At 68.0% G+C, this 16,521-nt stretch carries 13 protein-coding genes; 5 read left to right on the top strand and 8 right to left on the bottom strand.

Annotation, left to right across the window (positions count from 1 at the left end; translation table 11 throughout):
- The first annotated feature begins 46 nt into the window (after positions 1-46).
- Positions 47-535, top strand: coding sequence for a DUF3093 domain-containing protein (locus tag TV39_RS08395; RefSeq protein WP_043480590.1), 489 nt, complete (start codon positions 47-49; stop codon positions 533-535).
- Positions 536-575: 40 nt separating this feature from the next.
- Here the strand turns inward: TV39_RS08395 and TV39_RS08390 are convergent, their stop codons facing one another.
- Positions 576-875, bottom strand: a complete 300-nt coding sequence (locus tag TV39_RS08390; protein WP_043480587.1) for a DUF4193 domain-containing protein — start codon at positions 873-875, stop codon at positions 576-578.
- Between the two features lie 356 nt (positions 876-1,231).
- On the opposite strand from TV39_RS08390, the gene sepH reads away from it, so the two are divergent.
- The gene (gene sepH, locus TV39_RS08385; protein ID WP_043480585.1) at positions 1,232-2,698 is read left to right on the top strand and encodes a septation protein SepH; all 1,467 of its coding nucleotides are present in this window, start codon (positions 1,232-1,234) and stop codon (positions 2,696-2,698) included.
- A gap of 99 nt (positions 2,699-2,797) precedes the next feature.
- A complete protein-coding gene (locus tag TV39_RS08380; RefSeq protein ID WP_043480582.1) occupies positions 2,798-3,343 on the top strand; it encodes a flavodoxin domain-containing protein in 546 nt (181 codons plus the stop codon).
- Positions 3,344-3,347: 4 nt separating this feature from the next.
- On the opposite strand, the gene TV39_RS08375 is transcribed toward TV39_RS08380, so the two are convergent.
- The 4 genes from TV39_RS08375 to TV39_RS08360 all read right to left on the bottom strand — a co-directional run bounded on the left by TV39_RS08375 (position 3,348) and on the right by TV39_RS08360 (position 8,805).
- Entirely contained in the window at positions 3,348-4,070 is a 723-nt protein-coding gene (locus TV39_RS08375) for a thymidine kinase (RefSeq protein WP_043480579.1), read from the bottom strand.
- Positions 4,063-5,232, bottom strand: coding sequence for an alkaline phosphatase family protein (locus TV39_RS08370; RefSeq protein ID WP_144406375.1), 1,170 nt, complete (start codon positions 5,230-5,232; stop codon positions 4,063-4,065). The genes TV39_RS08375 and TV39_RS08370 overlap by 8 nt, the downstream gene beginning before the upstream one ends.
- A 70-nt stretch (positions 5,233-5,302) precedes the next feature.
- Positions 5,303-6,043 carry a DUF5998 family protein gene (locus tag TV39_RS08365; protein ID WP_043480575.1) on the bottom strand — a complete coding sequence of 247 codons (741 nt, stop codon included), beginning with the start codon at positions 6,041-6,043 and terminating at the stop codon, positions 5,303-5,305.
- Positions 6,044-6,084: 41 nt separating this feature from the next.
- Positions 6,085-8,805, bottom strand: coding sequence for a bifunctional acetate--CoA ligase family protein/GNAT family N-acetyltransferase (locus TV39_RS08360; protein WP_043480573.1), 2,721 nt, complete (start codon positions 8,803-8,805; stop codon positions 6,085-6,087).
- 53 nt (positions 8,806-8,858) lie between these two features.
- Here TV39_RS08360 and TV39_RS08355 point away from each other — a divergent pair, with 53 nt between their 5' ends.
- Entirely contained in the window at positions 8,859-11,357 is a 2,499-nt protein-coding gene (locus TV39_RS08355) for a DNA gyrase/topoisomerase IV subunit A (protein WP_043480571.1), read from the top strand.
- 9 nt (positions 11,358-11,366) lie between these two features.
- The gene (locus TV39_RS08350) at positions 11,367-11,885 is read left to right on the top strand and encodes a DinB family protein (RefSeq protein ID WP_043480569.1); all 519 of its coding nucleotides are present in this window, start codon (positions 11,367-11,369) and stop codon (positions 11,883-11,885) included.
- A gap of 35 nt (positions 11,886-11,920) precedes the next feature.
- On the opposite strand, the gene TV39_RS08345 is transcribed toward TV39_RS08350, so the two are convergent.
- The 3 genes from TV39_RS08345 to cydD form a co-directional block, all read right to left on the bottom strand.
- Positions 11,921-12,985, bottom strand: coding sequence for a GNAT family N-acetyltransferase (locus TV39_RS08345; RefSeq protein WP_043480567.1), 1,065 nt, complete (start codon positions 12,983-12,985; stop codon positions 11,921-11,923).
- Positions 12,986-12,994: 9 nt separating this feature from the next.
- Complete coding sequence (gene cydC, locus TV39_RS22530) at positions 12,995-14,650, bottom strand: thiol reductant ABC exporter subunit CydC (RefSeq protein ID WP_235347309.1); 1,656 nt, start codon at positions 14,648-14,650, stop codon at positions 12,995-12,997.
- A 97-nt stretch (positions 14,651-14,747) separates the two neighbouring features.
- On the bottom strand, positions 14,748-16,517 hold the full coding sequence (gene cydD / locus TV39_RS22525) for a thiol reductant ABC exporter subunit CydD (protein ID WP_235347308.1): 1,770 nt from the start codon (positions 16,515-16,517) through the stop codon (positions 14,748-14,750).
- Between the last annotated feature and the right edge of the window lie 4 nt (positions 16,518-16,521).

Below are 16,521 nucleotides of genomic sequence, written 5' to 3'. Positions count from 1 at the left end.
GCCCGGCCAAGGTGAAATAGCCCGGGAAAAGTGGAAAGCTGGGCCTATGCCGGAATCTAGTGCAGCTGTGCCTGCCCCCAACAGCACACCCCGCGGAACAACCGTTCTTTACAACGAGAAGATCCGCCCCAGTCCCTGGATCTGGCTGGTGGCGGCCGGCCTGTCCGGCGCCGGCATCCTTGTTTTCGCTCCGATCAGCATGGCGGCCGGCATCACGGCGGCGCTGGTGCTTTTCGCCATCATCACCGTACTGCTGGTCCTGTCCACGCCCTCAATCACGGTGACGGCGGAGACCCTTCAGGTGGGGCGCGCCACCATCGAACGCCGGTACATAGGAACCGTGACCCCGTTCAGCGGCAAGGAGGCGACCGCAGAGCGCGGCCCGCGCCTGAACGGACTGGCATACCTCTGCATCCGCGGCTGGGTTGACCCCGTGGTTAAGATCGACATCACCGACCCCTCCGATCCGACTCCATACTGGCTCACGTCAACGCGGCACCCGGCAGAACTGACCGCCGTCCTGACCGGCGCCTGAGCACACGCGCGCACGCGCCGGCGAGCAGCCCCCGACGCTCTCAGCCCTCGCAGTCCTTGCAGAACAGCAGACCGTCCTTCTCGCGGGCGATCTGCGAGCGGTGACGGACAAGGAAGCATGACGAGCAGGTGAATTCATCCGCCTGGGCCGGCAGGACGCGGACCAAAAGTTCCTCGCCGGACAGATCTGCACCCGGGAGCTCATAGCCTTCGGCAAGGTCGGACTCGTCCTCATCCACCACCGCCGTCGGCTTTTCCGCGCGCCTGGTCTTCAGCTCCTCGATGGAATCCTCGTTCAGTTCCTCTTCTGATTTCCGCGGCGCATCATAATCTGTCGCCATTATTTTCTTTCACACTCCGCTTTGTTCGGTTGGATCGCCGGTCCCGGCAGGCTGCGCCCCGGGAATCATGATGCCCCTTGGCATGGCGCCGGTCCGGTTCACCGATGTCAACGCCGGGCTGCATGATTTTGTGCCCGGCGCAGGCGCCCATTTTCACCTAACCAAAGCCCGAAGGCGAGAGGTCTTCGGGCAGCATGCAACCGGACGCCCGGCAGGCGGCGGACCGGGGCGGCCCGATGGAGGGGCAAACCCCGGAAAGTCGCGGAATATCGCGGCGCGCCCTCTCCCTTCCCCGGAAAAGCGACTGGCGGGTGGCAGAGTTTCGAATGTCAGTAATGCCAGGGTGGAGGATTTGTATGCAGGATCTACGGCTTGTAGGCGTCCACGACGACGGAGAGCATCTCCTGTTGAGCGGCACCGGCGGCGAGATGTTCCAGCTGCCTATCGACGAAGCTCTCCGACTCGCGGCCAGCCGCTCTCCGGCGAAAGTAGCCGCTACCGTTGCGCCCGTTGCCATGTCCCCGCGGGACATCCAGGCGCGCATCCGAAGCGGGGCCACGGCGGCCGAAGTAGCAGACCTCTCAGGCATTCCCCTGGCCAAGGTCCAGCGCTACGAAGGCCCCGTCCTGGCGGAACGCGAGTACGTGGCCCAGCAGGCTCGAAAAATCGAGGTGGCCTCCCCGGCACCGGGCCATGACGTCTACCGCTCCGCTTTCGGGGACAGCCCCGCCACCCTGGGTGACATGGTGGCACACCGCCTCAACGCCCACGGCATCGAGTCCTCAACGGTTGAATGGGACTCCTGGCGGCGCCCGGACGGCACGTGGACCGTCGTCGCCCGCTTCGAGACCAATCCCGGCCGGCACGCCAGCATCGGCGAGGAACCGCCAGCCATGTGGACCTTCAGTCCGGCCCGCAAGTCCCTTCACAATGCCAACCGGTGGGCGCAGCAGCTCAGCGAACTGGAACCGCTCGACGGCCCGGTCCCTGCCCGCCGCCTGTCAGCGGTTTCCGACCGGCCGTTCGACTTTGAGACAGACGCCGAAGCGGCAGCCGCCCGGACGGCTTCCGGCCAGCCGGGAAAGGATCCGGACGGGCTGCTCGACATGCTGCGGTCACGCCGCGGCCAACGGCTGGGCGTGGACGAAGATGGCGACGATGCCTTGGCACTGCTGCTCACCAACGGTGTTCCGGCGGCCCACCCGCGTCCGTCCGATGTAGTAGCGGAACCCGAGGCAGACGAAAACGGGACAGCGCCAGAAAGCGGCGAGGAAGCCATTGCACCTGCCGCCAAAGGCGACTCGTTCACCCGTAAGCGGGAGGTCCGCGCCTCCGTGCTGTCCCGCCTGAGCCTGGCCCCCCGCCACACCGAGGACGACGACGAACGGCTGAAACTCCACGACGGCGTCAGCACCGAAACCCGTGAAATCACCATCGTGGCCTCTCCCCTGCGCCCGGTAACGGGTCCGGACGAAGCATCCGCTGATGAGTCCGGCAGCACACCGGCCACGATCGATTCTGCCCCGCCACGCGATGAAACTGCCGGCGCGGAGTCCGCTCCCGTGAGGGGAGCGGCCACCGGCCGCCAGTCCGGCTGGAACCGCGAATCCGCCCCGAACGTGGGCTTGGATGAGCTGTTGGGCGGCGGGAGCCCCCGCCGGGTCCGGGACGACGCTCCGGCACCGGCGAGGAACGACGCAGCACGGAACGACGCAGCCAGGAATGACCGGGAAGCCGAACAGCCGGAGCGGCAGCCGTCAAAACCCAAGCGCTCCAGCGTACCCAGTTGGGATGAGATAGTTTTCGGCGCACGCGGCGACTAAGCCGGTCCTGCCTCGCCTGAGCGCGCAACAGGACTTTTGGCACCTTCCAGCCGGCAACGTTTCAAGGAGACTGGAGGACGGAAGGTAGGAGGCTTCATCATGGCTGTTCTTGTCGCCTATGCAAGTGCACTGGGTTCCACCCGCGAGATCGCTCAGCACATAGCTTCCCGGATTGCGGTCGAAATGGGGAAGGTCGAGTGCAGGTCCGTCGAGGACATCGGGTCGGTCTCCTCGTACGAGGCTGTTGTTGTGGGGAGCGCCATCCACAACCAGGCGTGGCTGCCCCCGGCCGCCGCGTTTCTTGCACGCCATGCGCCTGAGCTGGCCAAGCGACCTGTCTGGGCCTTCAGCGTGGGGATGTCGGACGCCCTGCCAAAGCCGTTCCGCAAGCGGGGTGCGGCGATACAACAGGCACGCCTGACGGGAGTTCTCGCCAAGGACGTTCCGCTTCGCGGCCACAAACTCTTCTCCGGTGTATACGAGGCCGGTCAGATGCCGGCACCGCTCCGGGTGTTGTTCCGCCTCACCGGCGGCCAGTTCGGGGATTTGCGGGACTGGGCTGCTGTCGACGCCTGGACAGATGAGGTAACCGCCCAATTGGCTAACCCTGCTCCGTCCGCGCCGGCAGGCAGCGCCCCGGCCTAGCAGGTCAGCTGCGCCGGGTTTCACCGGAACCGTGCCACAGGCAGGCGTCCACCTCGAACGGCAGCAACTGGTCCTGCTGGGCCATGACGTTGGCTCCGTGGGCCGTAACCCGCCGCATGAAGTGCCGCCTGCATAATGTCTCATAGCCCACCACCGGGGCATGGTCCGCTGTGCCGGTGGACGCCGGATCTCCAGCCATGTCGACGTCGCCCACCACTACCTGAGCCCCTTCGGTGACCATCACTCCGTCAATGGTCCGTGCATTATGGGTGGCCCGGCGTCCGCACCAGCACAAGGCCTCCACCTGCAGGACCTGAACGCGGTCCGCCAGCTCGATCAGCCGCTGCGATCCCGGGAAGAGCCTGGTGCGGAAGTCCGCGCTGATCCCAAACGCAAACACGTCGACGTCGATCTCATCCACAATCCGGGCCAGCTGTTCCACCTGCTCCGGCGAGTAGAACTGGGCTTCGTCGCAGATGAGGTAGTCCACCCGCAGGCCGCGGGTGCGCCGCTCGATCACTTCGTCCCAGAAATCCGTGGTGTCCTGGACCTCCACGCAGTCCGTCTCCAGTCCGAGCCGGCTGGAGATCCTTGCACCGCCCGCCCGGTCGTTGCGGCTGAACCGGACACCGCCGCGCCCGCGGGCACGGTGGTTGTGGTCCATCTGCAGGGCCAGGGTGGATTTCCCGCAGTCCATGGTGCCTGAGAAGAAAACGAGTTCAGCCACGCGCTCCCTTTCTGCCTTGAGCCTGGAAACACAACAGCGGAACCTCTCGCTCCGCCTTGGTCAGCGATCCGTGCTGTCCTACGACCTCCAGCGCGGTGGGGCGCACTCGGCGCGTGTCGTAGAACGCCAGGGCATCCCGGGCGGCGATCATCACGTCCCCGATGCGCGGGCTGACCTCCGGCCGGACATCGCCGAACAGCCCGGCGGCCACGGCCTGCTCCCGGGTAAACGCCCAGATCCTGTCGCCGAACCGTTCCCGCCACGACCCGAGGAGCCTGGCGCGGTCCTGTTCCCCGGCGTCCGGCTCAAGGTACAGGTGCACCATGCGCGGCTCCCCCGCTGTGTGCCGGACCCCGGCAATGAGGTCAGGATCCGCCGAGTAGTCGAGGCGCTGCGATTCGGGAACGTCGAGCATGCCATGGTCCGCCGTCAAAAGGACCGTGGTGCCCGGCGGAAGGGTGGCGTTAAGCCGCTTGACGGTGGCGTCCAGTTCTTCAAGCTGGTGTTCCCACTGGGCCGACTGGCAGCCATAACGGTGTCCGGCCTTGTCCAGGTCGTTGACGTAGAAGTACATCAGTGAGCTTTCGGCCGCAAGCATGGCGTCGGCCGCTGCGGCAGTCCTGGCATGCGGAGTTGCGGCGGCGATAAAGCGGCCACCCCGCAGGGCAGCCTGCGTCATGGGTGAGTCGCCGAACTGGGGAAGGCTGATGGTGGTGACGTCGGTGTGGGCGGCGGCGCGCTCGAACACCGTCGTAAAGGGCTGCCACTCCCGGGGGTCCACTCCGGCGTCCCAGTTGCCCAGCATGTTGACAACCTTGTCCTGTGCCGGGTCCAGGACGTCATAGCCCACCAGTCCGTGCTGGCCGGCCGGGAGCCCGGTACCAAAGCTGGCGAGGGAGGATGCAGTGGTAGAGGGAAAAGCGGAATCCAGGGCTACCGGCACCTTTCCCTGTCCCTGCTGCATCACGGACCGGAGGAAGGGGGTGTGCGCCGACTTCTGTTTCAGCAGGCCGCGGCCCAGGCCATCTGCCAGGACCACGCATACCCGCTTGGCGGCAGGCAGGTTCAACCGGTTATCGAAGCCCTCAATCCCAAGGCTGGCTGCCGCACTGGTGAGGACTTCCGCGATGGAGCGTTGACCGAACGCGGGCGCCGCGGGCATCGACGAAGGAGCGGGGGTTCCCTCCGTGACGGCTATTGCTGACGGTTCGCTGTTGTTTCCGGGCGTCATCTCAGCGCTGGTGCCCGCGGCTGAGGCGGTTTCCGAAGACACCGGTGCGGGGTCGCGGCGCGGACACGGGGCTGTGCGGCACGGGCGCCGGCGAACCGGTGTTGACCGCACGAAGCGCCCGGGCGAACAGCTTGGCGTCCTGGACGGCCTGCAGGCCGTCAGCTTCGGCGCTGATGCGCAGCACAATGTCTTCCTGGGCGATGGTGCCGCTGTAGCCGTGGTCCGCCTCGCACTGCGGATCCCCGCAGCTGGCCGGTCCCATGTCCAGCCGCTGGCCGCCGGACCAGGCGATGGAGAGGGTGAGTTCCCGGACAGGATCGGAGGGCTTGTAGTTCTGCGGCTGGGCGTACATGTAGCTCAGCACCACGGAGCGGATCTGCGCCACGGGCACGGACTCGGTGGAGATTTGGGCGACGATCTGTTCCCCGGCCTCGTCCAACTGCTGGTCGTCAACGTGGGCGATGACCAGCATGTCGTCCGTCAGCACCAGCACGGTGATGTGGCGGCGGACTTCTGCCCGGTCGAAATGGGTCTCAAGGTGCACAAGGTGCGCCATGCAGTCGCGGCCGTCCAGTGCATCGTCAACAACATCGGCTACCAGCCGGGGGTAGAAGCCTGCCTGCTGGAGGGCCCCTTCAAGGCTCTGGCCCTGGGCACCGTGGTCATGCGCGTTATGGCTGTGCGGGGCCTGGTGGCCGGTTCGGGGTGCTTGCGGCTTCGACGTGGGAGGCTGGGGACTCATTACCCCATTTTCACAGATCGGCTGGGCACTTGCTAACTGTGCTAACTCCGCATCGCACGCCGGGCGCTGTCGGTCCGCTGGGCTGCGTTCGCGATCCGGACATCGGCCGCCAGGATCGATGCGCCCCGCGGGCCGGCCAGGACAGGATTGAACTCAACGAGCGCTATTTCGGGATGGTTGTCCTTGAGCCGGGTCAACCGCGCAGCGATGTCCTCCAGCGCCGCGACATCCACGGCCGGCAGGCCCTGGTAGCCAAACAGTTTCCGGGCTGCCCGCGGTGCGCGGATGAAATCGTGGACATCGGCGCCGGACAGCGGCGGCACCCGGTGGGCCCAGTCCTCCAGCAGGTTCACGGCGTCGCCGGCCAGTCCGAAGGAAACCACCGGGCCCAGCAGCGGATCCTCAATCGCCCGGAAGGTGCAGGCCTGCCCCACAGGCGCCATCGTCTGGACCTCCATGGACGGCGAGCCGTACGGCGCCAGGGCGCGGTGCATTTCAACGATGTTCCGCCGCAGGGAGTCCGCGTCCTGGATGTCCAGCCGCACCCCGCCCAGATCCAGCCGGTGGCGCAGTGCCGGGTCCGTTGTCTTGAGCACCACAGGCCAGCCCAACCGCTCCGCGGCCGCCACGGCCTGGTCCGGCGTCTCGAACCCCTCGGACGGGACAACGTGGATACCGTAATGGGCCAGCAGCGTTGCTGCCCTCGCAGGGTCAAGCTGCACCAGCTGTTCACCGGGGACGTCATGGAGCATTTCCTCAAGCCCGGTCCTGACACTTTCCGGGTCGCAGCCCTCCGGCTCCACGAACAGGCCCTGGTCGCGGTCCACCCACTCGGCATACTTGACCACGGCGGCGAGCGCTGCGACGGCGGCGCCGGGATTGGAGTAGCAGGGCACTGATCCGCTTGCGGACTCATGCTCCACGGAGTGGACCGGCCCGGCTTCGGCCCCCACCATTCCCTCGACGTAGACGGACGGGTCCAGGATCCCGGTGAACGCGGCAACCACCGGTTTCCCGGCTGCGGCGGAGCATTCCGCCAGGACTCCGGCGATTTTTTCCACGGTCAGGCCCCGTGCCGGCAGCAGCGCCACCACCACGGCGTGGACGGAGTCCGCAGCGAGTGTCCTGGCCAGGCTCTCGCGGAGGGCAGGCAGCGCCAGTGACATGCCGGCGTCGAGATCCACGTCGGTGACAATCTGTTCAACCCCGAGCCCGTTGGCTGCGGCACTGTCCGCCACCACTTTGCCGAGCGCGCGGGAGTTGCTGAAAACGGCGATGTCCGCCCCGGCAGGCAGCGGCTGGCCGGCCACAATCTGTGCCACGTCCATCAGCTGTTCAATGGTTTCAACCCGGATCACGCCGGACTGGCGCATCATCGCGTCCAGTGCGCCGGCGGGGGCCTGGGTGGTCCGCACCGCATGCCCCGGAGGCAGCTGGAGGCCCGTGGCGTCCGACTTGGCCACAATGACGGGCTTGGTGCGGGCAAGGCGCCGCGCCAGCCGGGAAAACTTACGCGGATTGCCGATGGATTCCAGGTACAGCCCCACCGCGGCCGTGTCGGCGTCGTCTTCCCAGAACTGCATCATGTCGTTGCCGGAGACGTCCGCCCGGTTGCCTGCCGACAGGAAGGTCGAGAGGCCCAGCCGGCGCCGGCTGGACGCCGCGTACAAGGCCACTCCGATGGCGGCGGACTGGCTGAACAGGCCCAGACCGCCGCGGCGCGGCAGGCTCGGCGCCATCGACGCATTCAGGGACACGGCGGGGTTGGTATTGACGATGCCCAGGGATGCCGGTCCGATCACGCGCATTCCATTGGATCTGGCCTGGCGGACCAGCTCGCGCTGCCGTGCCAGCCCGCGTTCGCCGTCGTCGGCGTACCCGGCCGTCGCCACCACAACGCCCTTCACGCCTGCGGCTGCGCAGTCAGCCACCACGTTCGGTACTTCCTCGTACGGCACGGCGATGATGGCCAGCCGGACAGGGTCCGGCACGTCGGAGAGCCTGGCGAAGGACAGCATGCCGGCGAGTTCGAGTGCCTCGGGGTTGATGGCATAGACCGGCCCGGTGAAACCGCCTTCGATGATGTGTTCGAGCAGCTGGTAGCCGATGGTGCCCCATTTGCGGCTGGCACCGATCACGGCCACCGACGACGGCGCCAGCAGCTCCTGGATGCTGCGCGCCTCCGCGCGGTGCTCCCGTGATTCCATCACGGCCCGGGACTTTTCCGTGGGGTCGATGTTGAACTCCAGGCTCACGACGCCGTCGTCGAAGTGCCTTTTGACGTCGTAGCCGGCGTCGGAGAAGACCATCAGCATTTTGCGGTTTTCCGGCAGCACTTCGGCACTGAACTTCCGGATCCCGTTTTCGCGGGCGGCGGCGGCCAGGTGCTCAAGCAGGATCGACCCGATGCCGCGGCCCTGGTGGGCGTCCGCTATATTGAAGGCAACCTCGGCTTCTTCGGGATCGGCCAGCCGGTCGTAGCGGCCGATGCCCAGGATTTCACCGCCGATGGTGATCACCAGCGCCACCCGGTCCTTGTAGTCCACTTCCGTGAAGCGCTTCAGCTCCTTGCTGGAGAGCCGCGCCTTGAAGGCGAAGAACCGCATGTAGATGGATTTTTGCGACTGGCCGGTATGGAAAGCCTGTACGGCGTCGGCATCTGCGGGGTGGATCGGGCGCAAATGAGCCGTCCCTCCGTCCCGCAGAACGACATCGGCTTCCCAATATTCCGGATATACGCCGTCCCCGGGCTGATCCACCATAGGCTTAGCCTAGCTAAAATTCGCCAGTAAACCGTTAAGGATCCACCAGCCCCATGGCCCGCCGCCAAAGTTCCGCCCCGGCAGGGGACGCCGTCCAGGACTACACCGAGAACATTGTTGACATCGACGTCACGTCGGAAATGGAAGGCTCGTTCCTCGAGTACGCCTATTCAGTCATCTATTCGCGGGCCCTCCCGGACGCCCGTGACGGCCTGAAGCCGGTGCAGCGGCGCATTCTCTACATGATGAGCGAGATGGGCCTGCGTCCGGACCGCGGCCACGTGAAGAGCGCCCGCGTGGTGGGCGAAGTCATGGGCAAGCTGCACCCGCACGGCGACACGGCGATCTACGATGCCATGGTGCGCATGGCACAGGACTTTTCGCTGCGGCTGCCGCTGATCGACGGCCACGGCAACTTCGGCTCGCTCGACGACGGCCCGGCGGCCCCGCGGTACACAGAGGCCCGCCTCGCGGCGGCGGCGCTCACCCTCACCGACCACCTCGACGAAGACGTGGTGGACTTTGTCCCCAACTATGACAACCAGCTGACCCAGCCGGATGTCCTCCCGGCGGCGTTCCCCAACCTGCTGGTCAACGGCGCCACCGGCATCGCCGTCGGCATGGCCACGAACATGGCCCCGCACAACCTCGTGGAGGTCATCTCCGCCGCCAGGCACCTGATCGCGAACCCGGAGGCCACCCTCGAGGACCTCATGCGCTTCGTCCCCGGCCCGGACCTGCCCACGGGCGGACGGATCGTGGGACTGGACGGCATCCGGGACGCGTATGCCACCGGCCGTGGCTCGTTCAAGACACGCGCCAAGGTGGAGGTGGAGCAGCTGTCCGCCCGCCGCACCGGCCTGGTGGTCACCGAACTTCCCTACATGGTGGGCCCGGAGAAGGTGATCGAGAAGATCAAGGACGCCGTCAATGGCAAGAAGCTGACCGGCATCAGCGACATCGTGGACCTCACCGACCGCAAGCACGGGCTGCGGCTGGTCATCGAACTGAAGAACGGCTTCAACCCGAACGCCGTGCTCCAGCAGCTGTACCGCTACTCGCCCATGGAAGATTCCTTCGGCATCAACAACGTGACGCTGGTGGACGGCCAGCCCCAGACGCTGGGGCTGGTGCAGCTCCTCTCCGTCTACGTCGACCACCGCATCACCGTGGTGCGGCGCCGGACGGCCTTCCGGCTGGCAAAGAAAAAGGACCGCCTCCACCTGGTGGAGGGCCTCCTGATCGCCATCGTGGACATCGATGAGGTCATCCAGATCATCCGGTCCTCCGACGAGGTTGCCGCCGCCCGCGAACGCCTCATGTCCATCTACGACCTCACCGAGATCCAGGCGAACTACATCCTGGAACTCCGGCTCCGGCAGCTGACCAAGTACTCCCGGATCGAGCTCGAAAAGGAGCAGGACCAGCTCAAACGCGAAATCGCGGAACTGGAGGCCATCCTCGGTTCGGACCAGCGCCTGCGCGAACTGGTGTCCGACGAACTCGGCGACATTGCCGAGAAGTACGGCACGCCCCGCCGGACAGTCCTGCTCGAGTCCGAAGCGGTCTCCCCCACCGTCGCCGCGCTGGCTGCTGCGCCCGGCGGCAAGGGCAAGGCGGCCCCGCTCGCACTCGAAATCGCCGACGACCCCTGCTGGGCCATCCTGACCGCCAGCGGACAGATCGCCCGGACCTCCAACCAGGAACCCCTCGCCGAGTCCGGACCGCGGTCAAAGCACGACGTCTTCCGGTCCGTGGTGAAAACCTCCGCGCGCGGCGAGATCGCCGCCGTCACATCCCTGGGCAGGATGCTGCGCCTCCAGGTCATGGACATGCCCGTACTGCCGCCGATGTCCGGGCTTCCCAACCTGGCCGGCGGCGTGCCCGCCAAGGACTTCATCACCCTGCTGAAGGGTGAAACGCTGGTTGCGTTCGCTCCGCTGGACTCCGTGCTGGCGATCGGTACGGCGCAGGGCATCGTCAAACGCGTGCAGCCCGACTACCCCCTCAACCGCGAGGACTGGGAAGTCATTGCCCTCAAGGACAAGGACACGGTGGTGGGCGTTGAACCCGCCGGGTCCGACGACGTCGACCTCGTGTTCCTGACCAGGCAGGCCCAGCTGCTGCGCTTCAGCGCGGCAAATGTCCGGCCGCAGGGCCGCACCGCGGGCGGCATGGCGGGGATCAAACTGGCCGCCGGGGACCAAGTGCTGTTCTTCGGCACCGTCGCCCCGGGCGACGAGGACGCCGTTGTGGTGACGGTGTCCGGGACCGAAGGCGCCCTGCCGGGCACGGCTCCCGGGGCCGGGAAAGTCACTGCTTTTGCGGAGTACCCGGCCAAGGGCCGGGCCACTGCCGGAGTCCGTGCGCACCGCTTCCTGAAGGGCGAGGATACCCTCCTCATCGCGTGGGCAGGACACGGCCCGGCCAAGGCGTCCTCGCTGGCCGGGGTGGCGCGGTCGCTGCCGCAGGAACACGGCCGCCGGGACGGCTCCGGCATCCCGCTGTCGCAGGCAGTGGACGCCATTGGGCCCAGCATGACGTGGCCCTAGACTACTGGCATGCCTATCATCCCTGACGAAAAGGACTGGACCTGGGTGCTGACCCGGGTCTGCCCGGAATGCGGTTTCGACGCCTCAACGGTCACGCCGGCCACGGTTCCCGGGAGTGTCACCAACATGCTTCCCCGCTGGCGGGCGGCGCTGCGCCGGCCGGACGTCGCGGAACGCCCGGACGACGCCACGTGGTCCGTACTGGAGTACGCATCCCATGTCCGGGACGTCTTCAGCCTTTTCGACCACCGGCTGAACATGATGCTCAGCGAGGACAACGCCCGCTTCGAGAACTGGGACCAGGACAAGACCGCCGTGGAGCAGGACTACGCCAACGCGGACCCCGCGGTCGTCAGTGTTGAACTGACATCCGAGGGGGAGCAGATCGCGGGGTCGTTCGCCGCAGTGCACGAAGACGAATGGGGCCGGAAAGGCTTCCGGAGCAACGGTTCGGAGTTCACCGTCATGACCCTCGCGCAGTACTTCCTGCACGACGTCGTCCATCACCTGCACGACATCGACGCCTGACGTCCGCAGCTGACGACAGTTGGCTGAGGACCGGATCAGCTGCCCTCCGGAAGCTCCTTGTCCCAGGCCAGGCTCCGGTTGACTGCGGCGTACCCCATCTTTTCGTAGAGGGCCAGTGCACCGGTGGGATTCTCTGAATCGACATCCAGGGAAGCGCGGTCCATCCCGGCCGCCGCAAAGCGCCGCATCGCGTCAGCGAGCAGGGCTTGGGCGATACCGCGTCCGCGATACTCACGGCGGACGCCCAGCAGGTCCGTGTAGCCCTCGCTGTAGCCACGGGACGCCGCGCTGCCCGGATCGTGGCTGGCCAGCTGGTAGCCCGCGACGGTCCCTGAGGCCCGGTCCAGGACCACGGCGCTCAGGTCCGGCCTCGCCTGCGGATCATTGACGGTGAAACCCCAGGACTCCTCATCCCGCGGCTCGCTGCCCCAATGGTCGCGGAAGGCCGCGTTGTGGGCCTGCCGGACGCCTTCACTGAGCTCCGCGTGCATGGTCACGAGGTCCAGCCCGTCATCGAGCCGCACCTCCGGAAGGGCAGTGCCCTCCAGGCGCCGGTGCATCTCGTTGAAATAGCGGACCACCCGGAATCCGGATTTGCGGAGCAGCTGCTGCTGGTGCTCGTGCTGCTGCTCCATGTGGATCCGCAGACGCGGCACGGGGCGTTCCCGCAAGGGCTCATTGTCCCCGGGGGCGCCGTCCCCAGGTGCGCTATCCTCCGCGAAGCGCTGGAGGGTCCGCTCGCTCAGCCATCCCAGCAAGGCCGTGCCGATCCCCCGGCGCTGCCAGGCGGGGTCGACACAGCCGAAGCCGTAGGCTTTGTCGCCTTCCCTGTTCTTCGTGATGCGGGCATAGGCGCGGGGAACCTTCCCGCCATCCAGCAACAGGATGGTGTTGGCGGCCGGAGGGTTCTTTTTCGACTGCAGGATCTGCTCGAGGTCGGCGGCGCGCTCGAACCACACCGGCCTTTCAGCCTCGGCCGTCCGGGCGATCAGGGCAGCCCACGCCTCAATGTCACCCTCCGCCGCAGGACGCCACACCAAACCCGCCCGGGTGAGTGCATTTCGCCAGGATCCCGGCACCGGGGCATCGTCGTTCAGCATGGCAACAGGCTAGCTGCCGGCCCCGCCCCGCGCCAGAACCGGAACGACGACGGTGCCCGCTCCTGCGTCAAGGTCCAGCCTGCGGTCCGCCGGGTCAATGTCGTCAGGATTGTGGGTGACCAGCACCACGGTCCGCCGGGTGAGCCCCCTGCGGAGGTCAGCCAGCATTTCCCTGCCCGCCTCCGCGTCCAGGTGCGCGGTGGGTTCGTCCAGCAGGATCACATCGGCGCCGGTCATGAGCGTCCTGGCGACAGCCAACCGCTGGCGTTCGCCGCCGCTCAGGAACGCGCCGCCGGGCCCGATCCGGGTGTCGGCACCGTCCTCCAGCCGGCGCAGCAGCGGCTCGAGCCCCACGGCAGCCAGGGCCTCGGCCATCTCCTCTTCGGCCGTGCCGGCCGCGCCCTCCGGCCGGCCCAGCAGGAGGTTGCCGCGGATGGTGGAATCGAAAAGGTGGGCTTCCTGCGGGCACCATGCCACCCGTCCGCTGACTGCAATCCGTCCGGAGCGCGGCGGCAGGAACCCGAGCATAACGGCCAGCAGGGTGGATTTTCCGGATCCGGAGGCGCCTGTCACGGCCAGCCACCGGCCGGGTTCCGCGGTCGCGGAGACTCCCGTGAAGACCACCGGTCCTGCGGGCCAGGCCGCGGACAGGGCCTGGAGCTCCAGGCCCGGCTGCCCGCCGGAGCGCGGGTCGACTAGCTCCAGCCCGCCGGTCCCGGCGTTCGATGCTTGTGCCCCCCTTGCCCGGGCATCGGATATGCCTGGTTCGCCTGTGGCGGGGGCATCCAGCACACCGGCCTCGCTGATCCGGTCCAGGACCTGGCGGAGCGCCGGGTACTGGCGGACCGCCGTCGTGATGGCGGCGTACGGATCCACCAGGGCGAGCTGCAGCAGGACCACGACGGCGGCGGTGGCCGGTGCTACGGAGCCGTCCATCACCTGGGGTCCGGCCAGCACAGCACTGGCCAGGGCGGCGGCGCCGCAGGCCAGGACAGTGAGCGCCTGGCCCAGTCCTTCCGCCCACGCGGAGCGCTGCGAGGCGGCGGTTGCCTCCTTGTCGGCGTCGCCGATGGCGGCCAGCACCGGGCCCGCAACACCGTTGGCGTGCAGTTCGGCCCGCGCATCCAGCGCTGCGGCAACGTCACGCAGGACCCCGGAACGCAGCCGTTGTTCGGCCTGGGCGGACATCCTGTCCGTCAGGAGGGCAGCCGCCGGTGCGGCCACCAGGGACACCAGCGCGGCGGCGATGGCTGCCGGCAGCGCCACCGGCAGCAGCAGCGCAGTGGCCGCCACGGCAGAGGCCCCCACCGCTACTGCTGTAACGGGCGGCAGGACGACCCGGGGAAGCAGGTCCCGTACGGTGTCGACGTCGTCAATCACTGTGCCCAGGACGTTGCCGCCCTGCAGGAGCCGGCGCAGGGAGAGGGCCCGGCGGCTCAGCGAATCCCACAGCCGGCCGCGCAGCCTGGTGAGCGAGGCGAACACGGCGTCGTGCAGCAGGAGCCGCTCGGTGTAGCGCAGGACGGCCCTGCCGATGCCGAAGAACCGCACACCCACGATGGCGGTGAGGAGGTAGAGAATGGGCGGCTGCTCGCTGGCCCGGATGATGAGCCAGCCGGACAGGCCCGCAAGGGCCACCGCGAACAACGCCGCCAGGACCCCCACGATGCCGGCCGCGCCGAATTTGAGGGACTCCGGCCGCAGGAGCCGGAAGATCCGGGCCGGGGTGTTGGCGCTGGCCGGAGCCGGGACAGCGCCGCCGTCATCCGCAGGCGTGCGGGCCGCGGTGCCGGCGGGCGTGGCCGCCGGGGGTGACGGCGGGCGTGGCCGGAGTGCCGTCCGCTGTCCGACCGGCGGCCGGTTCCACCGCCCGCGCCGGGGCAGAGGCCGCCCTCACTGCCACTACATGGTCCGCGAGTTCCCGGGTGATCCGGTCGTGGGCCACCAGCAGGACGGTGGCCCGGCCGCGCAGCTTCCGGATGGCTTCGTTGACCACGTTGGCGGATTCGCGGTCCAGGTGCGCAGTGGGTTCGTCGAGCAGCAGCAGCATGGCACCGGCCTCAATCCGCGCCAGGCCACGCGCCAGGGCAACCCTGCGCAGCTCCCCCGGACTGAGCTCGGCGGGGTGCTTTCCGGCCAGGTGTCCTGCTCCGGCTGCCACGAGGCAGCGCTGTGCGGCAGCGGCAGAGTCAGCGGCAGCGGTGCCGGTGTCGGCACCGTCCGTCAGGTAGAGCCGCACTTCGGCCAGGACGCTTGTCGCCACCATGACCGGGTGCTGAGGCACCCAGGCCACGTCCGACCGCACGAACCCCGCAATGCGTCCGCTCACCACAGCACCGCCGCCGGTGCCAACGGTTCCGGCCAGGACGCCCAGGATGGTGCTCTTGCCCGCGCCGCTGGCGCCGTCGAGGGCGGTGATCCGGCCTGCAGGCGCCTCAAAGCTGAGCGGTCCGACGGCGGGTTCCAACCGTCCGCCATAAGTCACCGTCAGGCCCCGGACGGTAATCACCGGAAGGTCCGCGCCGACGTCGGACGCCTTCCCCGGGGGCTGCAGGCTGCCTTCCGCACTGAGGCCGTCCCGCGGCACCAGCGGCTGGACTTCAGGCGCATCCATGACCCCGGTGACCTCGGCCAGGGCGGCACGGCCGTCGTCGCTGGCGTGGTGGGCGGTGCCCAGTTCCCGCAGCGGCAGGTAGCAGTCGGGTGCCAGGATGAGGGCCAGCAGCCCGGCCTCCAGCGGCATGTCCCCGTGCACCAGGCGCACGCCGATGAAGACGGCCACAACGGCCACCGAGATCGTGGCGATCAGTTCGAGGGCCAGGGCGGAAAGGAAGGCCGTCCGGAGGGTTTCCATGGTGCGGGACCGGTACTGCTCGGAAATATCCTCCAGCGCCTTGCGCTGGGCGCTGGCCCGGCCCAGCCCCACCAGCACGGGCAGCCCTTTGGCCAGTTCCAGCATGTGGCCCGACAACCGGGCCAGGGCCGATTGCGCGGCCCGGACCCGGTCCTCGGTATAGCGTCCGATCAGCACCATAAAGACAGGTACCAGCGGCACGGTCAGCACGATCACCACCGCGCTGACCCAGTCGGCGAACAGGACGCGGGCGCCAAGCAGGAGCGGGATGGCGGCGCAGTTGACAAGGGCCGGCAGGAACTGCGTGTAGTAGCTGTCCAGCGCGTCGAGGCCCCTGGTGGCCAGGATGGCCAGGCCGCCGTCGGACGGACCTGCAGCACGCGTGCCGTTCCTCAACGCACGTTCCAACAAGGCGGCGCGCAGTTCTTCCTTGACCCCGAGGGCGGCCCGGCGGGACGCGACGCCCTGCGCCCACACAGTCAGGGACCGAAGGATCACGCCGGCAAGTCCCCAGCCCAGCTGGTCTGCCCACGCCGGGCTCTGGGTTACCAGCCCGGCCAGGACGGATGCCACGGCCTGGCCCATCAGCACCAGTGACAGCGCCTTGAGTGCTGCGAGGAGGCCCAGCCAGTAGAGGGCCAGTCGGTTTGCGGGTCCGGCCGGGAACTGCGGTCTCATGTGG

Source organism: Arthrobacter sp. SPG23, assembly GCF_000876655.1.
Taxonomy (GTDB): Bacteria; Actinomycetota; Actinomycetes; order Actinomycetales; family Micrococcaceae; genus Arthrobacter.
The sequence above is the reverse complement of the archived record's forward strand: the minus strand, read 5'-3'. Positions and strand labels throughout refer to the sequence as shown.

What these genes read in the sequence shown, in the direction of transcription:
- cydD (WP_235347308.1), bottom strand. Translation starts at nt 16,517, where the DNA reads ATGAGACCGCAGTTCCCGGCCGGACCCGCAAACCGACTGGCCCTCTAC.
- TV39_RS08370 (WP_144406375.1), bottom strand. Translation starts at nt 5,232, where the DNA reads ATGCCCGCGGCGCCCGCGTTCGGTCAACGCTCCATCGCGGAAGTCCTC.
- TV39_RS08360 (WP_043480573.1), bottom strand. Translation starts at nt 8,805, where the DNA reads ATGGTGGATCAGCCCGGGGACGGCGTATATCCGGAATATTGGGAAGCC.
- TV39_RS08345 (WP_043480567.1), bottom strand. Translation starts at nt 12,985, where the DNA reads ATGCTGAACGACGATGCCCCGGTGCCGGGATCCTGGCGAAATGCACTC.
- sepH (WP_043480585.1), top strand. Translation starts at nt 1,232, where the DNA reads ATGCAGGATCTACGGCTTGTAGGCGTCCACGACGACGGAGAGCATCTC.
- TV39_RS08390 (WP_043480587.1), bottom strand. Translation starts at nt 875, where the DNA reads ATGGCGACAGATTATGATGCGCCGCGGAAATCAGAAGAGGAACTGAAC.
- TV39_RS08350 (WP_043480569.1), top strand. Translation starts at nt 11,367, where the DNA reads ATGCCTATCATCCCTGACGAAAAGGACTGGACCTGGGTGCTGACCCGG.
- TV39_RS08365 (WP_043480575.1), bottom strand. Translation starts at nt 6,043, where the DNA reads ATGAGTCCCCAGCCTCCCACGTCGAAGCCGCAAGCACCCCGAACCGGC.
- TV39_RS08395 (WP_043480590.1), top strand. Translation starts at nt 47, where the DNA reads ATGCCGGAATCTAGTGCAGCTGTGCCTGCCCCCAACAGCACACCCCGC.
- TV39_RS08380 (WP_043480582.1), top strand. Translation starts at nt 2,798, where the DNA reads ATGGCTGTTCTTGTCGCCTATGCAAGTGCACTGGGTTCCACCCGCGAG.
- TV39_RS08355 (WP_043480571.1), top strand. Translation starts at nt 8,859, where the DNA reads ATGGCCCGCCGCCAAAGTTCCGCCCCGGCAGGGGACGCCGTCCAGGAC.